Source organism: Pedobacter caeni (assembly GCF_900129215.1).
In the GTDB taxonomy this organism is placed as follows: Bacteria; Bacteroidota; Bacteroidia; order Sphingobacteriales; family Sphingobacteriaceae; genus Pedobacter; species Pedobacter caeni.
In genome coordinates this window covers 502,383-521,783 of the sequence record NZ_FQUQ01000001.1, presented here as the reverse complement: position 1 = coordinate 521,783, position 19,401 = coordinate 502,383, and the positions used below count along the sequence as shown (strand labels likewise).

The 19,401-nt window shown below is 42.4% G+C and carries 17 protein-coding genes; 1 reads left to right on the top strand and 16 read right to left on the bottom strand.

The window, feature by feature from the left end; translation table 11 throughout:
* The 16 genes from BUC20_RS02120 to cobA all read right to left on the bottom strand — a co-directional run bounded on the left by BUC20_RS02120 (position 1) and on the right by cobA (position 16,595).
* Entirely contained in the window at positions 1-4,539 is a 4,539-nt protein-coding gene (locus tag BUC20_RS02120; protein ID WP_073226807.1) for a baseplate J/gp47 family protein, read from the bottom strand.
* A 27-nt stretch (positions 4,540-4,566) separates the two neighbouring features.
* The gene (locus tag BUC20_RS02115; RefSeq protein ID WP_073226805.1) at positions 4,567-4,992 is read right to left on the bottom strand and encodes a GPW/gp25 family protein; all 426 of its coding nucleotides are present in this window, start codon (positions 4,990-4,992) and stop codon (positions 4,567-4,569) included.
* A 15-nt stretch (positions 4,993-5,007) separates the two neighbouring features.
* Positions 5,008-5,298, bottom strand: coding sequence for a PAAR domain-containing protein (locus tag BUC20_RS02110; RefSeq protein ID WP_073226802.1), 291 nt, complete (start codon positions 5,296-5,298; stop codon positions 5,008-5,010).
* A gap of 6 nt (positions 5,299-5,304) precedes the next feature.
* Positions 5,305-7,080, bottom strand: coding sequence for a type VI secretion system tip protein VgrG (gene vgrG / locus BUC20_RS02105; protein ID WP_073226800.1), 1,776 nt, complete (start codon positions 7,078-7,080; stop codon positions 5,305-5,307).
* Entirely contained in the window at positions 7,080-7,802 is a 723-nt protein-coding gene (locus BUC20_RS02100; protein WP_143166671.1) for a CIS tube protein, read from the bottom strand. The genes vgrG and BUC20_RS02100 overlap by 1 nt, the downstream gene beginning before the upstream one ends.
* A complete protein-coding gene (locus BUC20_RS33860) occupies positions 7,792-7,965 on the bottom strand; it encodes a DUF5908 family protein (protein WP_159441037.1) in 174 nt (57 codons plus the stop codon). Before BUC20_RS33860 ends, BUC20_RS02100 begins: the two co-directional genes overlap by 11 nt.
* 2 nt (positions 7,966-7,967) lie before the next feature.
* Positions 7,968-8,426, bottom strand: a complete 459-nt coding sequence (locus BUC20_RS02095; RefSeq protein WP_073226794.1) for a phage tail protein — start codon at positions 8,424-8,426, stop codon at positions 7,968-7,970.
* 11 nt (positions 8,427-8,437) lie between these two features.
* Complete coding sequence (locus tag BUC20_RS02090) at positions 8,438-8,902, bottom strand: phage tail protein (protein ID WP_073226791.1); 465 nt, start codon at positions 8,900-8,902, stop codon at positions 8,438-8,440.
* 26 nt (positions 8,903-8,928) lie between these two features.
* A complete protein-coding gene (locus BUC20_RS02085) occupies positions 8,929-9,855 on the bottom strand; it encodes a hypothetical protein (protein WP_073226789.1) in 927 nt (308 codons plus the stop codon).
* Between the two features lie 48 nt (positions 9,856-9,903).
* On the bottom strand, positions 9,904-10,932 hold the full coding sequence (locus tag BUC20_RS02080) for a hypothetical protein (RefSeq protein ID WP_073226786.1): 1,029 nt from the start codon (positions 10,930-10,932) through the stop codon (positions 9,904-9,906).
* Positions 10,933-10,972: 40 nt separating this feature from the next.
* Positions 10,973-12,388, bottom strand: a complete 1,416-nt coding sequence (locus BUC20_RS02075) for a phage tail sheath family protein (RefSeq protein WP_073226785.1) — start codon at positions 12,386-12,388, stop codon at positions 10,973-10,975.
* A 45-nt stretch (positions 12,389-12,433) separates the two neighbouring features.
* Complete coding sequence (locus BUC20_RS02070; protein ID WP_143166670.1) at positions 12,434-13,750, bottom strand: hypothetical protein; 1,317 nt, start codon at positions 13,748-13,750, stop codon at positions 12,434-12,436.
* Positions 13,751-13,755: 5 nt separating this feature from the next.
* Positions 13,756-14,358, bottom strand: a complete 603-nt coding sequence (locus BUC20_RS02065; RefSeq protein WP_073226779.1) for a Pvc16 family protein — start codon at positions 14,356-14,358, stop codon at positions 13,756-13,758.
* 140 nt (positions 14,359-14,498) lie between these two features.
* A complete protein-coding gene (locus tag BUC20_RS02060) occupies positions 14,499-15,266 on the bottom strand; it encodes a response regulator transcription factor (protein WP_073226777.1) in 768 nt (255 codons plus the stop codon).
* Between the two features lie 65 nt (positions 15,267-15,331).
* Positions 15,332-15,847, bottom strand: a complete 516-nt coding sequence (locus tag BUC20_RS02055) for a molybdopterin-dependent oxidoreductase (RefSeq protein ID WP_073226775.1) — start codon at positions 15,845-15,847, stop codon at positions 15,332-15,334.
* Positions 15,834-16,595 carry a uroporphyrinogen-III C-methyltransferase gene (gene cobA / locus BUC20_RS02050; RefSeq protein ID WP_073226772.1) on the bottom strand — a complete coding sequence of 254 codons (762 nt, stop codon included), beginning with the start codon at positions 16,593-16,595 and terminating at the stop codon, positions 15,834-15,836. Before cobA ends, BUC20_RS02055 begins: the two co-directional genes overlap by 14 nt.
* A gap of 277 nt (positions 16,596-16,872) precedes the next feature.
* Here cobA and nirB point away from each other — a divergent pair, with 277 nt between their 5' ends.
* Positions 16,873-19,386, top strand: coding sequence for a nitrite reductase large subunit NirB (gene nirB, locus BUC20_RS02045; RefSeq protein WP_073226769.1), 2,514 nt, complete (start codon positions 16,873-16,875; stop codon positions 19,384-19,386).
* Positions 19,387-19,401: the final 15 nt, after the last annotated feature.

The following is a 19,401-nucleotide window of genomic DNA, read 5'->3' as shown; positions in this document are numbered from 1 at the left end:
CTATTTATACATGGGGACATCTTTGCTCATGTCCCGCCATTGATCACAATCCTGCTGATTAATGTGCAGGTCGATATTCCCTGCAATAAGAATTGAGCGTGGAGTAATGGGATAAACCGGGTCCTGTTCAGATGTATTGCCCGGCTTTTTTTCCTCATGCCACATGTCCAGTTTGATGATATAATCCAGATAATCCCTTGTTTCCAGAAAGCCTATAATGTCTGACATAAAGACCGGTTGCCCGAAGGTCAGTTTATCATATTCTCCTACCGCCCATGGCGCCAGAAACGTTTTCAGGTCCTCCTTTAACTTTTCTTTATAAAATTGTTCGTCCTTTCCCTTGTAGAGTTTTACTTCAAGACTGAAATTCAGTTTTTCATACCTCGGGTTCTTCACCCATACTTTTACAAATGGTGAAATGCGTTGATTCAGGTATTCCTGTATGTCTTCCAACAGGCTGATCGGCACCCTGGGTTCAAATTGCTGTGCTGCTTTTAACTGGTTCATGTCTGGAATAACCGCAAGCAGGACGTAACCAGGGGCCATGGGGATATCATTTATATAATCATGTGCATTTAAACCAAAGCTATGGTTGATGCATTTCACCTTAAACAACTGAGGGAAAGCCTCTAAAACCAATCTTTCATAATCGAATTTTTGAATTCCCCGGCCTTTATGGCGTAACTGCTCACTGATGCGCACATAAAAATGGCCTTCTTCTTCCGGCATCCTGCCAGCAAAAGAATCAAATGGCTGGCTCACCTTTTTAATTGAAGAATCGGCTTCATTCAGTTTCGCCAGGGAGCCAGCAGACAATGGCTGGCCTAACCGTAATTTATCGTTTGCCCTTTCATTCGTGAACGTGGCCTTTATTGCCTGGGCGAAGACCCCAATGGTTTCACTCACAGACTTACTACTAATTGGAATAGCTGCTTTTATCCAATGTAACCCTTTAGGAAGAATGGTATTTTCACTGCTCATATTTCCTGGCAAAGCGAACTTGATGATGCCGGAAGTGGTTAGCCCGTCCGTATCATCGTCCAATACCTCAAAACCCTCACGTAATGGTTTCCAGAAGTTATTTTCCAGGTAATGCCATTGCACATTTACCCTGTCCGATTCAGAATCAGCTGTAGCTTCGGCCAACTGGAACAGCACATTCAGGTTGCTGCCGGGTTGCAAATCTTTCAAACCGAGGTACAGACTACCTTCATCACAAAAGGTTGGGAAAAGTGCTGGCTGCTGTTCCAATTCCTCGGACTTGAAAGTATTCTCGTAAGGATATAGATGGATCAGATCGATGTCCGTGATTGATGCAGTAGCGGTATAGTCAATTGAGATGTTTTTGATGATGGGGGTCCAGGGTTCATTGGGAATGACAGCCTGAAACTTTTCGTTTTTTTCAATGGCAGTTTTAATCTTTTCAATTTCCCCTTTTAATGTTACGGCGTCACCTTTCAGATCCAGATTAAGAGGCTCAGAAAGGGTCTTTTTGTAAACAATCTTACGTATATCTTCTGCATCATCACCAAGAATATCTGCCGGGGGCACCTCCCCCTGATCACCAAGCTTTTGCGCCACACCATTTACTTCACTTATCACAACATTTGCAGCATCAATTGCATCTGTGATCTGATCTTTGATATTAGTTGCATTGAATACAATCAAGTTGCCATTTTCTACGTTATAGTAGACAGCGCCTTCAAGCCTTTCCCCTGCTGGCCTTCCAAAAGCCATCATTTGCCGGGCGAGCACATAAGAATAGTTCTTGTGTAAAAAATCCTGCCCCTGGAGGTTAATCCTCAGAAAGCCATCAAGTGAATCCGCCTTGTAATTTTCAAATGGCTCCTGATCGATATTAAATTTCGGGGATAGCTTAAACTGACGGGTTTCAGCAGGTTTAATCTCCCCACTAATAATGGAGATGGTTCGGTCATAAGTATCCTCACAAGGATACGCAGATCCGGAAGCCGGTGGGGATAATACCGTATTGGAAAATAGTTTTCTATTGTAGTCGGTAATTTTGGGATTTGATATCGCATCGGTATAAGGAAGATTAAAGAGCTCCTTATCCCAAACACCGTCCTGTAGCAGCGCCAGATTAATCTCAAAATCACATTCATTTAAACCATAAATCTCCACATCATTTTTCAGTGGATCATCACAATCATGATGTTTTTCTCTTCTAACATAGCCCTTATAGTATTCGTTAAAATCAGAGGGTTTATCCTTCCAGTTCAGATTGACATGAACCTCATTCCATTTTTTGCAAAAAACTTCTTTTGAGCCGATGTAAAAATTTGGGCCAACTAAATTCAGTTTTTTCTCATTTGAATCTTCCGATTTATCTGACTCATTTGATTTAACTGCATCATCTGCTTTCTTTGCCCCCCCTGATTTATTTGCCTCCCCTGGCTTATCTTTAACAGGGTTAATGATATTAAAATCTATCACTGATGGCCTGGTTCCAAAAGGATAAACCGGTCCGTTTACATTCTGTACGCTTTCATCATTTTGTACAATAAAATTTTTAAGGCCACATACCTCAACAACGATTTTTGTATCGGCAAGCACCGTTACATTTCTAAAAAAGTGATATAACGAAACATCCTGAGATCCTCCTTTAACAACTCTTTTACAGCAGATCTCCCGATCGTCCGACTTGATCTCCTTACTCAGTTTAATCCTGTCGTCCAGTTCAATTTTGAGTACCGGCATAAAGGTTGTAAAATCTTCCTTTAGTGCCTCCGCATTGTAGAAAGTAACCGCCTTCTGTTCTGGGAGTAGCTTTGCAATTATTACGAGATTAAACACATCAGTCGATTTTACAGGGATCAGTTTTATTTCAGGAACCTCGGCCGGACTGATCCATTCTTTCTCCCCACTAAAAAGGACATTTAATGCTTTTTTTGGTTTAAACGTTTCCAGGAGAATCTTTTTTTCCTCAAGTGTTGAAGCGATCTTATCAAAATCAGTAGCACTCACTATTTTTTCAGCTTTTGGCTTCAGGGTCCTAAGAATTTCCTTCAAATTCTCTCCCATCGTTTCGCTGATTTTCATTTTCAATACAGAATCGATCAGATCCTGACTGAACACATAAAATGTTTGCCCAAGAATCCCCTGAACCTCTTCATATAAATCAACTGGATCAATAAATTTCGAATCACCATCCTTTAAAAAGCTATAGGCACCCTTCTTAAGATTGCAGGAAAGCGTAACCGTCACCGTTCTGTTCCCTTCATTCAGCAACAATACGGGCGATGCGAGGACAAAGCCTATTCTGGCCCTTGGATAAGGCCTGATCAGTTTACTTTCAGGATCCACATATTTACTGTACTTTGCTCCTAAAGTTGGCCAGCTGACTGGTACATCCTCCTGAAACGCCTTATCAATGCCATCAGCCTTATCCGCATCAGGCGCCATATAAAGTCCTTCCACATAAGTATCCTCTCCCTGAACCTGATTATTGATAAAAAGTGTGCGTTTATCTGATACCTGCGCTTTGCTGACGACAATTTCGTCATCCAGGGAAAACAAAATTTCTGCCTTATTGCCATCTTTTCCATCCTTCAGCAGCAGTCCCTTTTCCAGCAGGTATTTATTCAGCTGATTCTGAATATCAAAAACCACATGGGCCTGATCTGGATTTGCTTCCCTCGCTTTCAGGCAAAGCACTTCTTTATAAAAGAAATCAAGGTGTTTCTTAGTGAATGTATTTAAATCTCCCTGTAAATGCTGGAACAACTTCAGGAAAGAAAAAAGCAATGCCAGGTGTGGTTCATGTTTTTCCTTCAGCGCTTCCTTCAGAGGAAAGAGGCTCTGTTCCAGACTTAAACCCGCACTACTTTCAAGCACCTGTACTACATCCAAAAAGCAAGGAACCACTTCCATCATTGCATTCCGGAGGGCAATGATGCGGTTTCGTTTGGTTTTTCCCTGGTCTTTAAAAAAATCCGGGTCAAGAAAGGGGTAGATATCGGCAATGTCGAGTCCCCAGGCCTCATTGTCCATTAGCCCGTTAAAGTTAATGGAATTGATACGGTACCACTTCACAGCGGTATTTAAGTGGGTAATGAACAATTTAAGTGGTGCCGCTAATTTGTCGCCGATCAGTTTATCCAGCAATAGCTCCAATGGCAGGTCACTTTCTTTAAGCTTTAAGCTCCAGGTGTTAAACGGTCTGATTACCGTATGGAATACATAACGAAACAATAACTGAAGGCTTGTTTTATTTGGATTTTTATCAAACAAAGCGTTGTAGAACGCAAGTTTACTACTGATTTTGTTTTTATCATATTTCAGGATCTCAGTAATCGCAAAGGGCAGACTTCCCTGAAAAAACGGCTGCCAGTCAGTAATCTTTAAAGAGGTATCATAATAATTAATGTGCCTGGATAACTGCACAAAATAATCCAGCAAATCGGCTAAAGACCTGCCATCAATTTTCGCGGATCCGGAAAGCAAATCATCCATTATCCGCTGGTGCTGACTTACACCGGGATCATTCTGAAAAGGATGTATGAGGTCTTTACATACCATAATATCTGTATTGTGTTATTCAATGGTTTAAATCTGCTTTAATGCTTCATTTTTATAATAATCATACACGTAGTTAAACCTTGAGTTGGTACCCGGTATCGAATATTCAATGCTTATTGTAAACCGGCCTTCAATCAGTTCAAAGGAATCATTGGCGGTAACAGTGATCAGTTCGACTTTTATTCTGGGTTCATAAAAAAGGATTGCATTCGAGACCCTGTCCTTCAGATAGCCGATAACAGAGTTGTTCAGAGACTCAAATACGTAATCCGTAAGGTCGCAGCCATATTGCGGCTGCATCACCCGCTCCCCTAAAGAGGTCGAAAGCAGGATATTCAGGCTTTGATTTATATCTTCCCTACCAGATACCATTTCCACTGTCCGGGATTCTGAATTAAACTCCGGAGGGAATGACCAGCCTGTTCCAAGAAATGAGTTAAAAGAATTGTCCATCTCGTTTAATTTTAGTTAACCACCAATTTGTACCGTCGGAAAACCAGCTACAATTACACCACCATGTGAGGTAAGGTCTCCCTGTCTCGCTGCGGGCTTGCCCCCGATCAATACCGTTGCCGATCCCTTTACAATGGTATCTGGCGGACCGGTACATACCAGCATGTCACCAACAACGGCTGCAGGCATGCTTCCAATCAACACTGTAGGTACTGAAGGGCCAGATACCGGTCCCCCAACATGCGGCACCACCCCGGTTACCAGGGGGCAAACATGCATATCACTTATTCTTGCTGCTGAAGGCATATCTTCTTAGTTTATTTTCACCAATGATCCACTTATTTCTGTAATACCAGATGAAGAAAGCTTTGTTGCCGCGCCTTCCAGCCCCAGGCTCGTATCTGCTTTTACGGCGATTGATGCTCCGGAAATGGACAAGCTTGCACCAGCGCTGACCGTCAGGTTTACTCCTGCTTTTATTTCAATATTCTTCGGGCTTTCCATAGAAATTCCGCTGCTGTTCATCGTTATTTTATTGTTGTTCTGGTCTTTAATTTCAATTTTTGTGCCCTGCTCATCCAGCTGAATGCTGTTTCCTGCCGGGGTATCAATGGTAATGGTTTTGGAATTGTCATTAAAATGAATGCGCATGCTGCTTCGGGTGAAAAAACCTTTTTCATCATTGGCATCCTGCGCCTTGAGCGGAGCTTTCTTCGCGCTGCTATTGAGCATGCCCAGCATCACCGCATGACGGGGATCATCATTAATAAAGCCCACAATGACCTCATCATCAATCTCCGGTCTGAAAAAAGACCCCCTGTTTGAACCGGCGTCCAGGCAGCCCACTCTTACCCAGGTTCCGTTGGAGCTGTTATCGATCACCGGAATCTTTACCAGGATGCGGTCTTCTCCATCGGGATCGTTTTCCAGCTGCAGCACCTTGCCAATCTGCAGGCCATGTATGGAGCCCAAAAGACCAGCCGCAGCAAAGTCATTCACCTCCTTCTGTGCAGCCATATATCGCTCCGGATCCAGTCCAAACTGAATGTGTGTATACCAGGTGCCATCTCCTATATCCTGTTTAACTGCGGTTACATAAGCGTTTCCATTAAAACGATTGCCTACACCCGAGAGTTTCAGCATATGGCCTGGTTTAATTCCTGCGAAACCTGAAACCCTGGCCCGGCCTCTGATTTTCCCGAGGCGGCTGCGCAACATCGTTCCATCTGCCCAGTCCTGTAACTCCTGTTCCAGCAGGTGGCCGCTATGCTGTAACTGAAACTTGTCCAGATCTGCTGCTTTCGACAAATCAGCACCCGACACATTTCCATGTTGGGTAAAGGATCCGGCTTCTGAGCTTTCTGCTTTAAACAGCGCCTGATTTGTATAATCCCAGGAGCTGGCGGATACATTGGCCCATTGGCCACGGGCCTCCATTTCTGCTTCAAACTCTATAATCGACGATCCATAAGCCACCTGTAATACAGGGTCCTGGGACGTATCTGGTTTACTGATTTTAACCGTTCCATCATCCACATTGACCAGCATCCCATTCGCTTCAGCCCTGAGCAACATAAAATCCCAATTGCTGAGGTGGTGTTGCACCAGTTCTTTATGCTTCAGGGTTGTCGGTTTAATATCTCCGGAAAGCCCTTTGTATTCCCCGATCAGGCTATCAAAAACCTCGCTGTCTTTCTTATTTAAAAAATAACGGCTATGCCTGCCGATGGTCATACGTGCTGACAGATCCCGGCACTCTACCAGCAGTTGTGTATTTCCGTTTTCCTTTACTTTAATCGTATGTTTTGTGATTATTCCTTTAAAAGCCTTGTTATTATTGCTGTCGAAACCGATTTTTATGATGATTTCCTTTCCCGGTACAAAATCTTCCTTATTGCTGATTTCAAAGTCGGTAAGCGAAGCGTCTCCATCTTTTAACACAATTTTTGCGGTAGGGATCCTGTTGATTTCTTTTTCAATAGAAATGCTCAATACCTCATAAGAAGCATCCATTGCTTTACCGTCCAGCAATACATTAAAGCTGGCTACATCATGTGCAGATGGGTTGGGTATAATCAGTTCTTCCATCAGATTTCATTTTTATCAAAGGGTGGAAAATAGATTTCATTTCCTGTTTTTAGTTTTTTGATAGAGCTGAGGCCATTGGCTCTACCTACCTGCATTACATATTTAGGATCTTTATAGATGCTATAGGTCAGTAAGTCGATTCGATCACCCTGTTTTATGACCCTATGATGGGTAAGGTCCGGAGAAGCCGGCTTGTCTTCCGCAATTCTTTCTTCACGGGATTGATAATCCAGAAAGGTGGCCGTAAGCCTGGCCCTCAATGGTGATCCATCGGGTTTAAACAAAGTATAATTCACATCAAGGCTGGTCAGCACACATTTGAATTTAATCTCTGAGCCCCAGATGATCAACAGGAAATTTGGCCGGTGAATATCCCCTTTATAATTGTACGCACAGTCCATAAAAATCTTCATCTGTTCATGAACCGGTTTATCTTTATATGCTGCCCAATAACCTTCCATAGTGCCCGTACCGTCCAGAATAAATTCCAGTTTGAGTTCTTCCGGAGCGGTAGACTTAAATTTCACCTCAGCAGATCCTGCTCCGTGCGGCCGCTGGACATCATGTTCTACTTTATAGCCTTTGGAAAAAGATTCCGGATTGATGGGCGCTACAAAAGCCGGTTTATTCTTTTGCTCCGCATCCTTGATCTGAAACTTGCGGTCAGTAAAAGAATAAATCAGTAACTTCTCTAATTTCCCGGACATGTAATCAGCGCTCATCTCTTTCTTTTAAAATTTCCAATACTTTTTCGATGCATATTTTTATCACTTCCTCCGAAGGGCTAACCCCATTGTTCACTACAGAATTGCTGTTATGGCTGGCAGGATTTCCGTCCTGCACAATCGTTGCTTTAATGATCAGCTCCCGTATTTCGATTGGCATAACTATGATTTTTGAAAAATTAAGCGGTTGTAGTTCAATTCCAGTGTTTCGATCAGGATCTCTCCTCTTCCGGCATTCAGTTCTCCGATTTTCCAGCTTCGGGGCCATACATTATTGATTTTCCAATGCATTACAGACTGATGTTCCTCATCCAGTAAATTGATCACGACCGTCTCCAGTGTTTCATAAACCTGATCATCAAATGCTCTTTTAAGCCAATCTGTAATCCCTGATGCACCTGGAGCCAAGAGGCCTCTTTTCAGGATCAGCGGACCATATTTGCGCCTTGTGGGCACCACATGTTCAAAGCGGTTTTCTCCCCCCTCCTTAATGGATTCGATATCAATAGTGGAATCTAAACCCGTGACCGATTGAAATTTAACATCCACAGATTTTGCACCCCGCAGTGCAAAGTTGACTGCAAAATGAAAATTAACCGTTTCATAAAACTGATCTGCCATGACTACCGCATTTATTTTTTCGCTTCAACAATGGAGAGCCCTTCGTGCACCAGCTCAATCGATTCTATGGCTACTTCATTTGCATCCGCCTTCAGATTGGTAGATTGCACCTTAGAGGGCCAGGCACGTGATAGGGTCCAGGAGATGATGGGCTGATGTTCTTCATCCAGCAAACGGATGGTGACATCCCTTCTGAATTTTTCTTTTCCTTCCTGGAACATCATGGTTTTCCTCCATTGCTCAAAATATTCAAAGTCGCCAAGAAAAGTTCCCCTTTTCAGGGTCACATTTGCATACTTTGTCAGTCCAGGTTGTTTGCTTTTATTATAAGTCGGGCTACTTCCTTCCCTGTACTCAATCACTTCAGTTTCAAAATCAAGTCCACTTACTTCTGTAAACCCAATTCTAGTTCCTCCCCAATCCAGTTGAAAATGAAATTTAGGAAGAGGATAGTTCTTTTTAGGATCAGTTGCCATAATGGTAGGTTTTATTTTTCGGGTATTTATTTACATTTATTTGCGGGGTTCACCTCTTCAATTGCTTTTTCCAGACTTTGCTTGCAAGCCAGCAGGGTATCTCTCTTTTCCCTTGCCGCATCCAGTTCTACTTTAAGGCGGTCTAACTCTTCCTTCACCTTCTTATAATCGTCTTCCAGGCCGGTGAAATAATCATCTTCGTCTATAGGTAAAGAAATGCGGGGTTGCAGTTTGCAGGAATCATTGCCCTGATTACCGGGTACAATTTTAGCCTGTTGTGTATTGTGGTTATGGTCACAACCACAAGGGCCTTTGCAATTGAATTTTTTCTTCCAGTAGAGAATTACACTTTTCAAACCGTACTCCTCAGAAATGTTAATGTGCATATCGTAGGCAAGCTCCAGTGCGGTTATGATCTGAGTAATCAATACATCTCTTGTTTGAATCACTGCATCCAGTTTTGCACCATAATTCTCTATGCATTTCATGATGCCAATTCCCGGCCCAAGTTCAGGTCTGTTCAGGCACTGGATACATTGCAATAACTTATCATATCCTGTTTTAAGTTTATCAACCCGGATATACAAATCTTCGGTCATGCAGAAAAGTATTTCTATAGCTTCATAGGTCTTTTCAGTTACCATACCTACTTTCACAAGGTGGAGCATGAACAATTCCAGCTGACGGCATAGGGCATCGACTTTTTCATCGGTAGCTTCCCAATCACTCCGCCAGGCCTTCAGTCTGTCCCGCTCTTCCAGGACAAGGCCATACTCTGTTTCCGTCTTCAGGGCAACGGCATTCGCTTTTCTCCAGTCGGAGGTAACCTGTCTCAGGTCCTTTACCCAGGTATCATAACAACTATCCCCTCCTTCGTTTTCGTGGCCTGGATTTTTATCACAACAATCCTTTTTCTCCTTGTCATCGTTGCATATTTTATTGTAGACTAGCATAATAGTAATTTTAATGATTTAATAGATTAGCACATCTCCTGTATCGGGTTAATCCCCCGAATCATAATTTGATTGACCATCACCTGAATAGATCTCTGTCACGTCTTTACATATTTGGCAGATCTTACATTTACAATCTTTCAACCTGTTATCCTCTTCATTGTCACCATCACAGCCGCAGTCATCTATACAAGTACATTTATGACAACAGAGGTAGCTTGTTGTCTTATCAATTGTTTCTACCTCATTCCGTTTGTTGTACAAAGTATAACCAGACTGTGTCAAAGTTTTGATCACCAGAACCAATTCTTCCTGTGCCTTTTTCAGGCTCACACCGCCACTGATCATTTGTGCCTGAATCAGGTCGTCAAACCCTTTCGCATTGGCTGCAAAATCCAATTGGAATTTTTCCAGCGTTTTGATATTGGAGAAAGACTGAATACCGATGATTTCTGCCGCTGAATTGAAGATGATATCGATGTCCTGAAAGAGGCTGTCAGGCGTACTGATCAACTCTTTCAAAATGTGGCAAACATCCCGGCAAGGATCTGGTTTTTTCGGCTTTTCGAACTGCTTATTGGAATCATTACAATCGTCATCATCCGCACATCCGATGATTTTCAACTGTCCTGAATTGCAACTGTCTTTCATGCAGCCATCCAGCTTACCTCCCGCCTCCCGGAGTTCTCCAAATTTCATTTTAGCTTCTTTTGCTGTTTTCATCACAGCCTTCAGGGCATCCACCAAGGCGGTATTCCTTGTATTATAACTCACTACATTCTTCTTGATCTCATCAGAGGCCTGAATCAGCTCAACCCCTATTTTAAGTTCAAGGTTCCTGACCAGCAGGTAGTTTTTCTCCGTCTTTACAAAGGTGCATTTCTTCCTTTCATAGCTCAATAGTGTACCATAAGAAGTGATTTCCATTTCCACCAGTTCTGCCTCTTTCACTTTTAATTTTTTACAGTACTCTTCTTTGATACGGTATAAGCTTTTTTGTGTTGCTGTCTTTACTTCTGCATCACTGCAATTCCCATTTTGTTGTTCCCTTGAACCTGAGTTTTCTATTGGGGCCATAACGATAGATTTAATTGGTCAATAAATAACAATTCCATGATTAAGATTCAGCAAGCATTTTATGCATAAACCTTAGCACAATAAATTCTGCCGGACGAACCGCTGCCATCCCGATTTCCACGATCATTCTCCCTTCCCATAAATCCAGTTCGGTCATCGTTTCTCCCAGTCCGATGTGGACGAAAAAAGCTTCTTTTGTTGATGCGCCCATCAATGCTCCCGTCTTCCATTGCTGTGTCAGGTAATTTTCGATCATAGATTTCACTCTTACCCAGGTATTGCGGTCGTTGGGTTCAAATACAAATTGCTCAGTAGCATTTTTAACAGATTCTTCCACCATGCTAAAGAACCTTCTTACCGGCACATAACGCCACTCGTTATCATTTCCGGCTAAGGTGCGTGCCCCCCAGATAATTGCGGGCCCACGCCCTGCGAATGTCCTGATCACATTGATAGATTTTCCGGCCGTAATGTCCACATTAAGGTCATCCTGCTGCTTATTGGTAATCAAAAACTCAGGTCGCAAGGCATTTGTAATGTTAATATTAGCCGGAGCTTTCCATACCCCACGTGCATTGTCTACCTGCGCATATACCCCGACTACCGCTGCCGAAGCTGGCAATAACATCTGGATATTGGTTACTGCACTTTTAGCCTGAAAGTATTTCGCATTATTTTCCTTTATTAAACCGGAAAGCAGCTCTATACCTGGTATACCGACAATCTTAACTAAGTCATCATTGTCTTTGGTCGGGTTTTCTGGCATTTTATAATAATAATCGACCCCGGTGTATATTTTAGGGAAATACACCGCAGCATATTTAAGATCATCGGTGTTACCGGACAAAGTATCCCGCAAGAATTTGATGTCCCCGGCCCAGTTCTCTTTATTCGCGACATCATGATAGACATCCAGCACCGTAAAACGGTCCTGAAGCAATACACACTGGTCGATGGCTAAATCATGTAAAGTATAATAATCATCCTTTGCAAGGTTAATAGAATCAGGAAAAACCAGAAGTGTTACTTCATTTATTTTCGCGACTTCTGCCAGGCCAGCTTTAAGATGATCGGCCATAATAATTCCTCCTGTAGCCACATAATCTCCCACAGAGGTAATCCAACAGGCGCCACCACCGTTTGCAAAATACAGCTGCATAGAATAATGCATTAAAAACTTAGACCTTTTTGTGTCATCCACTTTGGCGTTCACCTCGCTGCCATTAAAGTAAACCGTGATGCTTTCCTTTTCAGGATCGGGATACCCGAAATACTGTTCATACTGCAGCATGGATTCGATCCTCCATGGCACATTTCTCAGGTCATCTTTTTCTTTCCATTGCGCCGTTTGGGTATAGCCGATAAACGCAGGGATCGCTGTTTCTACAGATGCGATAGAAGGTGGGAGATGCGGAATTTCCTCAATATAAACTCCCGGGGTTTTATAATCTGACATAACAAATGTTATTTAGTTAATTAAATTTTTAAAATACATTTCTGACTAAGGTGCTAAAGGAAACAGGGCTGATTCCTGCACCATTATATCACTATACATCTTATTACTTTCAAGGATTATGGTTTGATATGGTTCTGGATTTGGCAGGTAATATAAGGTATTGTCTGGTCTTCTGTATAAGGTGGCGGTATGGGTAACTGCCCTTGGCCTTTTGGAAATGAGTTTGCCGTTTTTTGACAACAGGAAATCAGGATGCATGCCGGCTTTCAGATCTTTCCTCCTGTTGTTGATGTAGCGCCAGAAAGAAAGCTTGCTTTTGAAGTTCAGCTCAAACACAGGCGGACCTGGGTTGAAGGTGCCATCAGGTTGTTTTTGAGCGAGGAGCCTGCCATCATTGTCTAAAAGGTCGTAAGCCGGTTGACTGGCTTTCACTTTCATCAGGATCAGGCCAAGGCTGTTTCTGATCTCCTGCTCATCCTGATAAAAAATGACCTTATGGATTTTATGATAGCCACCGTCACCTTCCACCTCTAAGGTATAGATCAACTGACCGTCCGCCTTCGCATTTGGCAGCTGTAAAACTTTCTTTTCATCGATGGCCAGCAATACTTTTCGGTAGGCCTTGTCATTTTCAAATTGAATCTTATCCAGCAGGTTTCCGTCTTTGTCTTTTAAGCTAAAGCTGACTTTGCTGACCATACTGCTTTTCGGAAAGGCATAATAGAAGTTAAGTGGCAACAGGACCTGGTCGTTTTCGTTGGCAAAGGCGGTCCCGGATAAGGAGATCCACTGTTCAGCATCTGCATCATCTCTATAAAATTCCCGGTAATCATTGGCAGCAAACTTTAACAGTTCTCCTTGTTCATAAGCTACACTGCCATCAAATGCAGGAATATCTGCTGATAAGAAGGGCCAGATCCGATCGCCGGTTATGGCGCTGTCATTGGAAAAATAAAAGGCCGCAGGCAACACCCGCTCCATTTTACCATTGGTAAAACCATCCAGACGTGCGCTTTTTTTAACTGCTAAGACGGGGATGCTCAGGTTGTCGGGCAATGGATGTCTGGGCTGGTAAACCTTAACCCCACCAGGCAACACTTCAGGAATCACCCCGATTGCTATTTTGAATCCTGCATAGGCAGGCAGTAATTTTAAATGATAATGATCAAATATGACCTTTGCCTGTGCAGGGACCTCAAAAGCAATATCTCCATTGATATTTTCCTGATCGCTTTCAAAACGCGCTTTTAAGAAATTCAGCCGGCCGGCTTGTGAGTTCAGCTCAAATATATTCTTCCCGGCTCTATCTGTCAGATAAAATTCATGTAAGAGCTTTACTTCAAACAATATTTTATATACCATGTTCATCAATTATGGCCGGATAAGGTTGAAATATTGGTTTCAATTTCTTCTATCAGCGGTACCTCTCTTACAATTGCATGTTCAGAGATGGCTACAAGCCGCAGTTTATACATGGCAAAAGGAACCTGCCTTCCACCAAGAGATCCCCACAAATGATTAATTTGTTCGAAAGTGAGGGTATATAGTTCCATTGTAAATTTCAGCTCCGTACGACCCTTAGGATCATTTGATCCACTTGAGGCCGAAGCCGAAGAGAAGGAGTTCTTACTCTGAAGAAACTGAATGATCATCGACAACCTTTTTAAGGCCAGTAAGTAACCTTCTCCAAAATAGTTACAGGTCATTAAGACATATAGGTTTAAGCATACCGGGGCATTCTCATAAACGGCTGATCCGGTTTGGAAACGTTTTAAAGGAGATTGATTTTTGAGGGTGCTTTCTTCTTCAATATTCACCAGGGTGATCACCACATTATCAATCAACGAAGCACCATTTGTTGTTTCGGCAAGCCCGATATTATCGATGATGACGTTAGCTGCATTGTCGCCCTTAGCAACAAGGTAAGCTGTCAATTCAGATTTCAACAATATGAGAGCGTTGTCGATCATTGTAAAGAGGTTAAATGCAGGTCAAAAAGTCAATATCAGTGTTGGTCTTGACTCTATTAAAGCTCAGCATGTTTTACAATAATCACAATAGCTACTATTAGTCATTTGTAATAAAAAAATGACCTTGGATCTGTAAGGGTTTATATGATTTTAAACAGAATGGCAAATTTCGTCAGCTGGCAGAGGTTGTTTATTTCCAGCTTCCTGATGATGTTTTTCCGGTGATTGTTTACCGTATGGATCGATATGTACAGCTTTTCGGCGATCTCGAAACTGCTTTTCCCCTCCACAATCAGCTTAATGATATCCTTCTCGCGCTTGCTCAACAATAGGACACGTGTGCAGTATTTCTGAGAATAATCCTCCTCTTCTGTTCGAATGCCATTTTCTATATTCACCGGATTTTCCATACTCATGGGATTTTCCATCTTCATGGCATGACATTCGGGCTTGATGAGTTCAAAAGCATAATGGAACAAGATGGAATCTACGTTTTCACATTCCGTCAGACAAAGTCTTGAAGTAGAGAAATACCATCTGTAGTCCAATTTGTTCTTGGGCCTTATTCTTTGAAAGAAGAAATGCACTTTCCGGTGTTCCTTGTGACTGATGGCGTCAAACAATTCCGGGTCAATCACAATGCTTTCTTCCGGAGGAAAGAAGAACTCAAAATAAGGAAGCCAGAATTGCTCCGCTTCCCTGTTGTTTTGGTCGGAAAATTCAGACATACACCGTTTAATATTAATATGGTCTATGCAATTCTGATTTTCGACCAACACATTTCCAATCACATAATCGCCGATTTCGTTAGCCTGGAATTTTTTTTGCATAATCAGCCGGGCAATGGCATGCACCTGGCTCTGACAGGTCGTAACCTGTTCGATTTGAGAGGATGTTACGAGATTCATAGGTATGAGTCTTAGATAGGCGTAACACACAGATACTCAGAATTGTTTTTTGAATCTGTTTTTTTTTAAAATTTAGAATCCACAATTCTGACCGCTATGTTAGTCACCTGCCTGATACACCTGGCCGGCTTCTTACCATCCTGTACAATGACCCTAAAAGGTCCTTCGTTAGCCGGCAAGGCCTCACCATCCCTGCTATTGGCAAGGATAATCCGGTTACTGGAATAGTTTTCATCCAGTTCTGCCAACGTAAAAATTACCTGATAACCATCGCTGGCTTCCACAAGAATATACCTATTCAGGTTTTTGCTACCGGGTCCATGAACTGAATTAATTTCTGCTTTTTGTAATAGATCAAGAAGTAGCACCCCGGAATACCGATGCTTGTGCCCTTCTTTATCTCTTCTTAATACCTGGGTTTGCCTGAATGTGTTCAACTCCAATTCATTCAAAACTAAAGTTTTGTGCACCTGACCTGTTATCGTCACCACAGCTCTTTTTACGTTAGTCTGCCCATGACATATTGAGCTGGCACTTAATAAAACAAAGAAAAACAATGCTGCTATTTTATAAGTTCTCATGAGAATATTTTTTTTCAGGGGTATGAATAATTCCCGCCACCCCACCTATAACAATTATTGCCGGATACGTTAATCCGGCATTTGCTGCAGCAACCATAAGATCTTTTACTTTACAAAGTACTTTCTTTTGCGCAGGCAGACTCGCATGTTGTATAATCGCTGCCGGCATATCGCCAAGCATTGCGTTTTGATAGATCGCTGAGATTTCCTCCAGTTTCCTCATTCCCATATAGATGACTACAGTAGCTTTACTCCTGATCGCACAATTAAGATCAGATGACAGATGGCCATCTTTCTTCGTACCTGTGATTACCCACATGCTTTCACTTATTCCTCTGTGGGTAAGTGGGATTCCACTCAGACCGACAGCCTGCATACTGCTGATACCTGGAATATAATGAGCTGGAATACCATGTTCTTCAGCAAAAAGCACTTCTTCAAATCCTCTCCCGAATATAAAAGGATCCCCGCCCTTTAGCCGAACCACAACCTGATGTGTGTCCGTATATTCTTTGATCAGTTCATGAATAGCTTCCTGAGAAGTGTAGTTTCCGTAAGGTTGTTTACCAACATAAACCATTTTACAGTCCTTCGGAGCGATTTTTAGCAACTCTTTATTGATTAAGTTGTCATAAAGGATCACTTCTGCCCTCTTTAGCACCAAATATCCTTTTAAAGTGATCAATTCCGGATCCCCAGGACCTCCACCTAAGACAAAAAGCCCGAAATCACTTGTATTCTCTAACATAATCGCTAATTTTTAGATACAAAAACAGAAATACACCAATATTATATTCAAAAATAGACTATTTAATGATAAATATCATAATATTTTGATTTTAATACTTCAAAAACATATATTTACAACACATAAATCATATAAAACAAAAATAGAAACAAAATAATTAGACAAAATGTCAAATTAAAATTCAACTAAAAGAATTATAACAAACAAATAGAGACAAAAAACCAAAAATAATTTACTAAAAATCAAAATAACCATAAAACAATAAAAAATAACTGGCATGAAACACAAAAAAGTAGTTATAATTGGAAACGGAATGGTTGGATATAAATTTTGCGAGAAAATAAAGACCAAATCAAATGATTTTAGCCTTATAATTTTTGGGGAAGAGCCGAGAATAGCCTATGACAGGGTTCATCTAAGCGAATATTTCAACGGCAAATCGGCAGATGACCTTTCCTTATCTTCAAAAGACTGGTACTCCGAACAGGAAATAACACTTTATTTAAATGATCCGGTAAAAGAAGTAGACAGGAGCACTAAAACGGTCCATTCCTCAAAGGGGATTACCCAGGAGTATGACTACCTGATTATTGCGACAGGCTCTGCTCCTTTTGTCCCCGACATACCCGGCATTGACAAGGAGGGTGTTTTTGTGTATCGCACCATTGATGATCTGGATCTGATTAAAAACTATGCTGTACATGCAAAAGCAGCCACCGTACTGGGTGGTGGTCTACTGGGACTTGAGGCAGCAAAAGCCCTGATCGATTTAAACCTCGAAGAGACAAATGTTATAGAATTTGCACCACGCTTAATGCCAAGGCAAATCGATAGCGCAGGAAGTGGAATGCTGCAAAATAAACTTAGCGCTTTAGGCCTGAACATCTATACCAATAAGGGAACAAGCAGTATAGAAGGAACCGACAGGATCAGCGCTTTAAAATTTAATGACGATACAGAATTAAAAACAGACATGCTCGTGATCTCTGCGGGAATCAGACCAAGAGATGAGCTGGCCAAGCTATCAGGCATCGAAGTAGGTACAAGAGGGGGTATTATTGTAAATGAGTTTATGCAAACCAGTGATCCTGCCATTTTTGCTATTGGCGAATGCGCCCTGTTTGACCATAACATCTATGGATTGATTGCCCCGGGTTATGAAATGGCGGAAGTTGCCGCCGCAAAACTTTGCGATGACCATAAAACATTCAAAGGTTTTGACATGAGCACCAAGCTGAAACTCATCGGTGTCGACGTAGCCAGCTTTGGCGATCCTTTTACCACAGAACCGGATGCCAGAACCATACTTTTTGAAGACAGCCATAAAGGCATTTATAAGCGCATTAACATTAGCAATGATGGGAAATATCTGCTGGGTGGAATATTAATCGGAGAAGCTGAGGCCTACAATATGCTCCTCCAGACGGTAAACAATAAGATTTTACTTCCAGACCACCCCGAAGACCTCATCCTTGGCTCCAGAGGAGGTGGCAAACAAAACGAGAATGCAGGGCTTGCCGGACTCCCTGATGAAGCCCTGATCTGCAGCTGTGAAGGTATCAGCAAAGGATCAATATGCGATGCCGTAAGCGAAAACAATTGCGAATCGTTAGATGCCATAAAGAAATGCACTAAAGCGGGAACCGGTTGTGGAGGCTGCCTGCCCATGGTAAAAGACCTGATGGTTCATACCATGAAACAAAACGGCAAATACCTGAGGAACGTAATCTGTGAGCATTTTCACTTAAGCAGGCAAGAACTATATGATCTGATCAAAATACACCATCTAAAAAGTTACGAGCAGGTACTGGATAACCTGGGCAAAGGAGATGGCTGCGAAGTATGCAAGCCATTGGTATCATCGCTTTTGGCGAGTTTGTGGAACGACATGATCCTCAAAAAAGGCAATGATACCGCCCAGGACAGTAACGATCGCTTTTTAGCCAACATACAAAAAGGTGGCACTTACTCTGTCGTGCCCCGCATCCCGGGAGGAGAAATCACTCCTGAAAAACTGGTCGTCATTGGTCAGGTGGCTGAAAAATACAGCCTGTACACTAAAATAACAGGCGGACAGCGCATCGACATGTTTGGAGCACACTTGAGCGACCTCCCTTTGATCTGGGAAGAACTGATTGCTGCAGGCTTCGAAAGCGGACATGCCTATGGAAAAGCCTTACGCACCGTAAAAAGCTGCGTGGGTAGCACCTGGTGCAGGTTTGGATTACATGACAGCGTAAGCTATGCGATCAGAATAGAAGAACGCTACAGAGGCCTGCGCGCACCCCACAAACTCAAATCAGCGGTTAGCGGTTGCATCCGGGAATGTGCAGAAGCACAAAGCAAGGATTTCGGAATCATAGCGACAGAAAAAGGCTGGAACCTTTATGTATGTGGCAATGGGGGAAGTAAACCTCAACATGCGCTCTTACTGGTGGCCGATACAGACAGCGATACCTGTATCAAATACATAGACCGCTTTTTAATGTTCTATATCCGGACTGCGGATCCTTTAACACGGACTGCCCCCTGGCTGAATAAAATGGAAGGTGGCATAGAATACCTGCGAAATGTGGTGATCAATGATAGTTTGGGTATGGCAGCACAATGGGAACTGGAAATGCAGGCGCTGGTAGATAGCTATCAGTGCGAATGGAAAACAGCCATCGAAGATCCGGAGATCAGAAAACGTTTTAATCATTTCGTAAACGCTCCCGAAGAAAAAGATCCAACGGTAAAATTTGATGAAATGCGGGGTCAGAAAAAAGCTACAGACTGGACACTGGCTTAATCTAAAAAATAGAAA

What these genes read in the sequence shown, in the direction of transcription:
- BUC20_RS02120 (WP_073226807.1), bottom strand. Translation starts at nt 4,539, where the DNA reads ATGGTATGTAAAGACCTCATACATCCTTTTCAGAATGATCCCGGTGTA.
- BUC20_RS02115 (WP_073226805.1), bottom strand. Translation starts at nt 4,992, where the DNA reads ATGGACAATTCTTTTAACTCATTTCTTGGAACAGGCTGGTCATTCCCT.
- BUC20_RS02110 (WP_073226802.1), bottom strand. Translation starts at nt 5,298, where the DNA reads ATGCCTTCAGCAGCAAGAATAAGTGATATGCATGTTTGCCCCCTGGTA.
- vgrG (WP_073226800.1), bottom strand. Translation starts at nt 7,080, where the DNA reads ATGGAAGAACTGATTATACCCAACCCATCTGCACATGATGTAGCCAGC.
- BUC20_RS02100 (WP_143166671.1), bottom strand. Translation starts at nt 7,802, where the DNA reads ATGAGCGCTGATTACATGTCCGGGAAATTAGAGAAGTTACTGATTTAT.
- BUC20_RS33860 (WP_159441037.1), bottom strand. Translation starts at nt 7,965, where the DNA reads ATGCCAATCGAAATACGGGAGCTGATCATTAAAGCAACGATTGTGCAG.
- BUC20_RS02095 (WP_073226794.1), bottom strand. Translation starts at nt 8,426, where the DNA reads ATGGCAGATCAGTTTTATGAAACGGTTAATTTTCATTTTGCAGTCAAC.
- BUC20_RS02090 (WP_073226791.1), bottom strand. Translation starts at nt 8,902, where the DNA reads ATGGCAACTGATCCTAAAAAGAACTATCCTCTTCCTAAATTTCATTTT.
- BUC20_RS02085 (WP_073226789.1), bottom strand. Translation starts at nt 9,855, where the DNA reads ATGCTAGTCTACAATAAAATATGCAACGATGACAAGGAGAAAAAGGAT.
- BUC20_RS02080 (WP_073226786.1), bottom strand. Translation starts at nt 10,932, where the DNA reads ATGGCCCCAATAGAAAACTCAGGTTCAAGGGAACAACAAAATGGGAAT.
- BUC20_RS02075 (WP_073226785.1), bottom strand. Translation starts at nt 12,388, where the DNA reads ATGTCAGATTATAAAACCCCGGGAGTTTATATTGAGGAAATTCCGCAT.
- BUC20_RS02070 (WP_143166670.1), bottom strand. Translation starts at nt 13,750, where the DNA reads ATGGTATATAAAATATTGTTTGAAGTAAAGCTCTTACATGAATTTTAT.
- BUC20_RS02065 (WP_073226779.1), bottom strand. Translation starts at nt 14,358, where the DNA reads ATGATCGACAACGCTCTCATATTGTTGAAATCTGAATTGACAGCTTAC.
- BUC20_RS02060 (WP_073226777.1), bottom strand. Translation starts at nt 15,266, where the DNA reads ATGAATCTCGTAACATCCTCTCAAATCGAACAGGTTACGACCTGTCAG.
- BUC20_RS02055 (WP_073226775.1), bottom strand. Translation starts at nt 15,847, where the DNA reads ATGAGAACTTATAAAATAGCAGCATTGTTTTTCTTTGTTTTATTAAGT.
- cobA (WP_073226772.1), bottom strand. Translation starts at nt 16,595, where the DNA reads ATGTTAGAGAATACAAGTGATTTCGGGCTTTTTGTCTTAGGTGGAGGT.
- nirB (WP_073226769.1), top strand. Translation starts at nt 16,873, where the DNA reads ATGAAACACAAAAAAGTAGTTATAATTGGAAACGGAATGGTTGGATAT.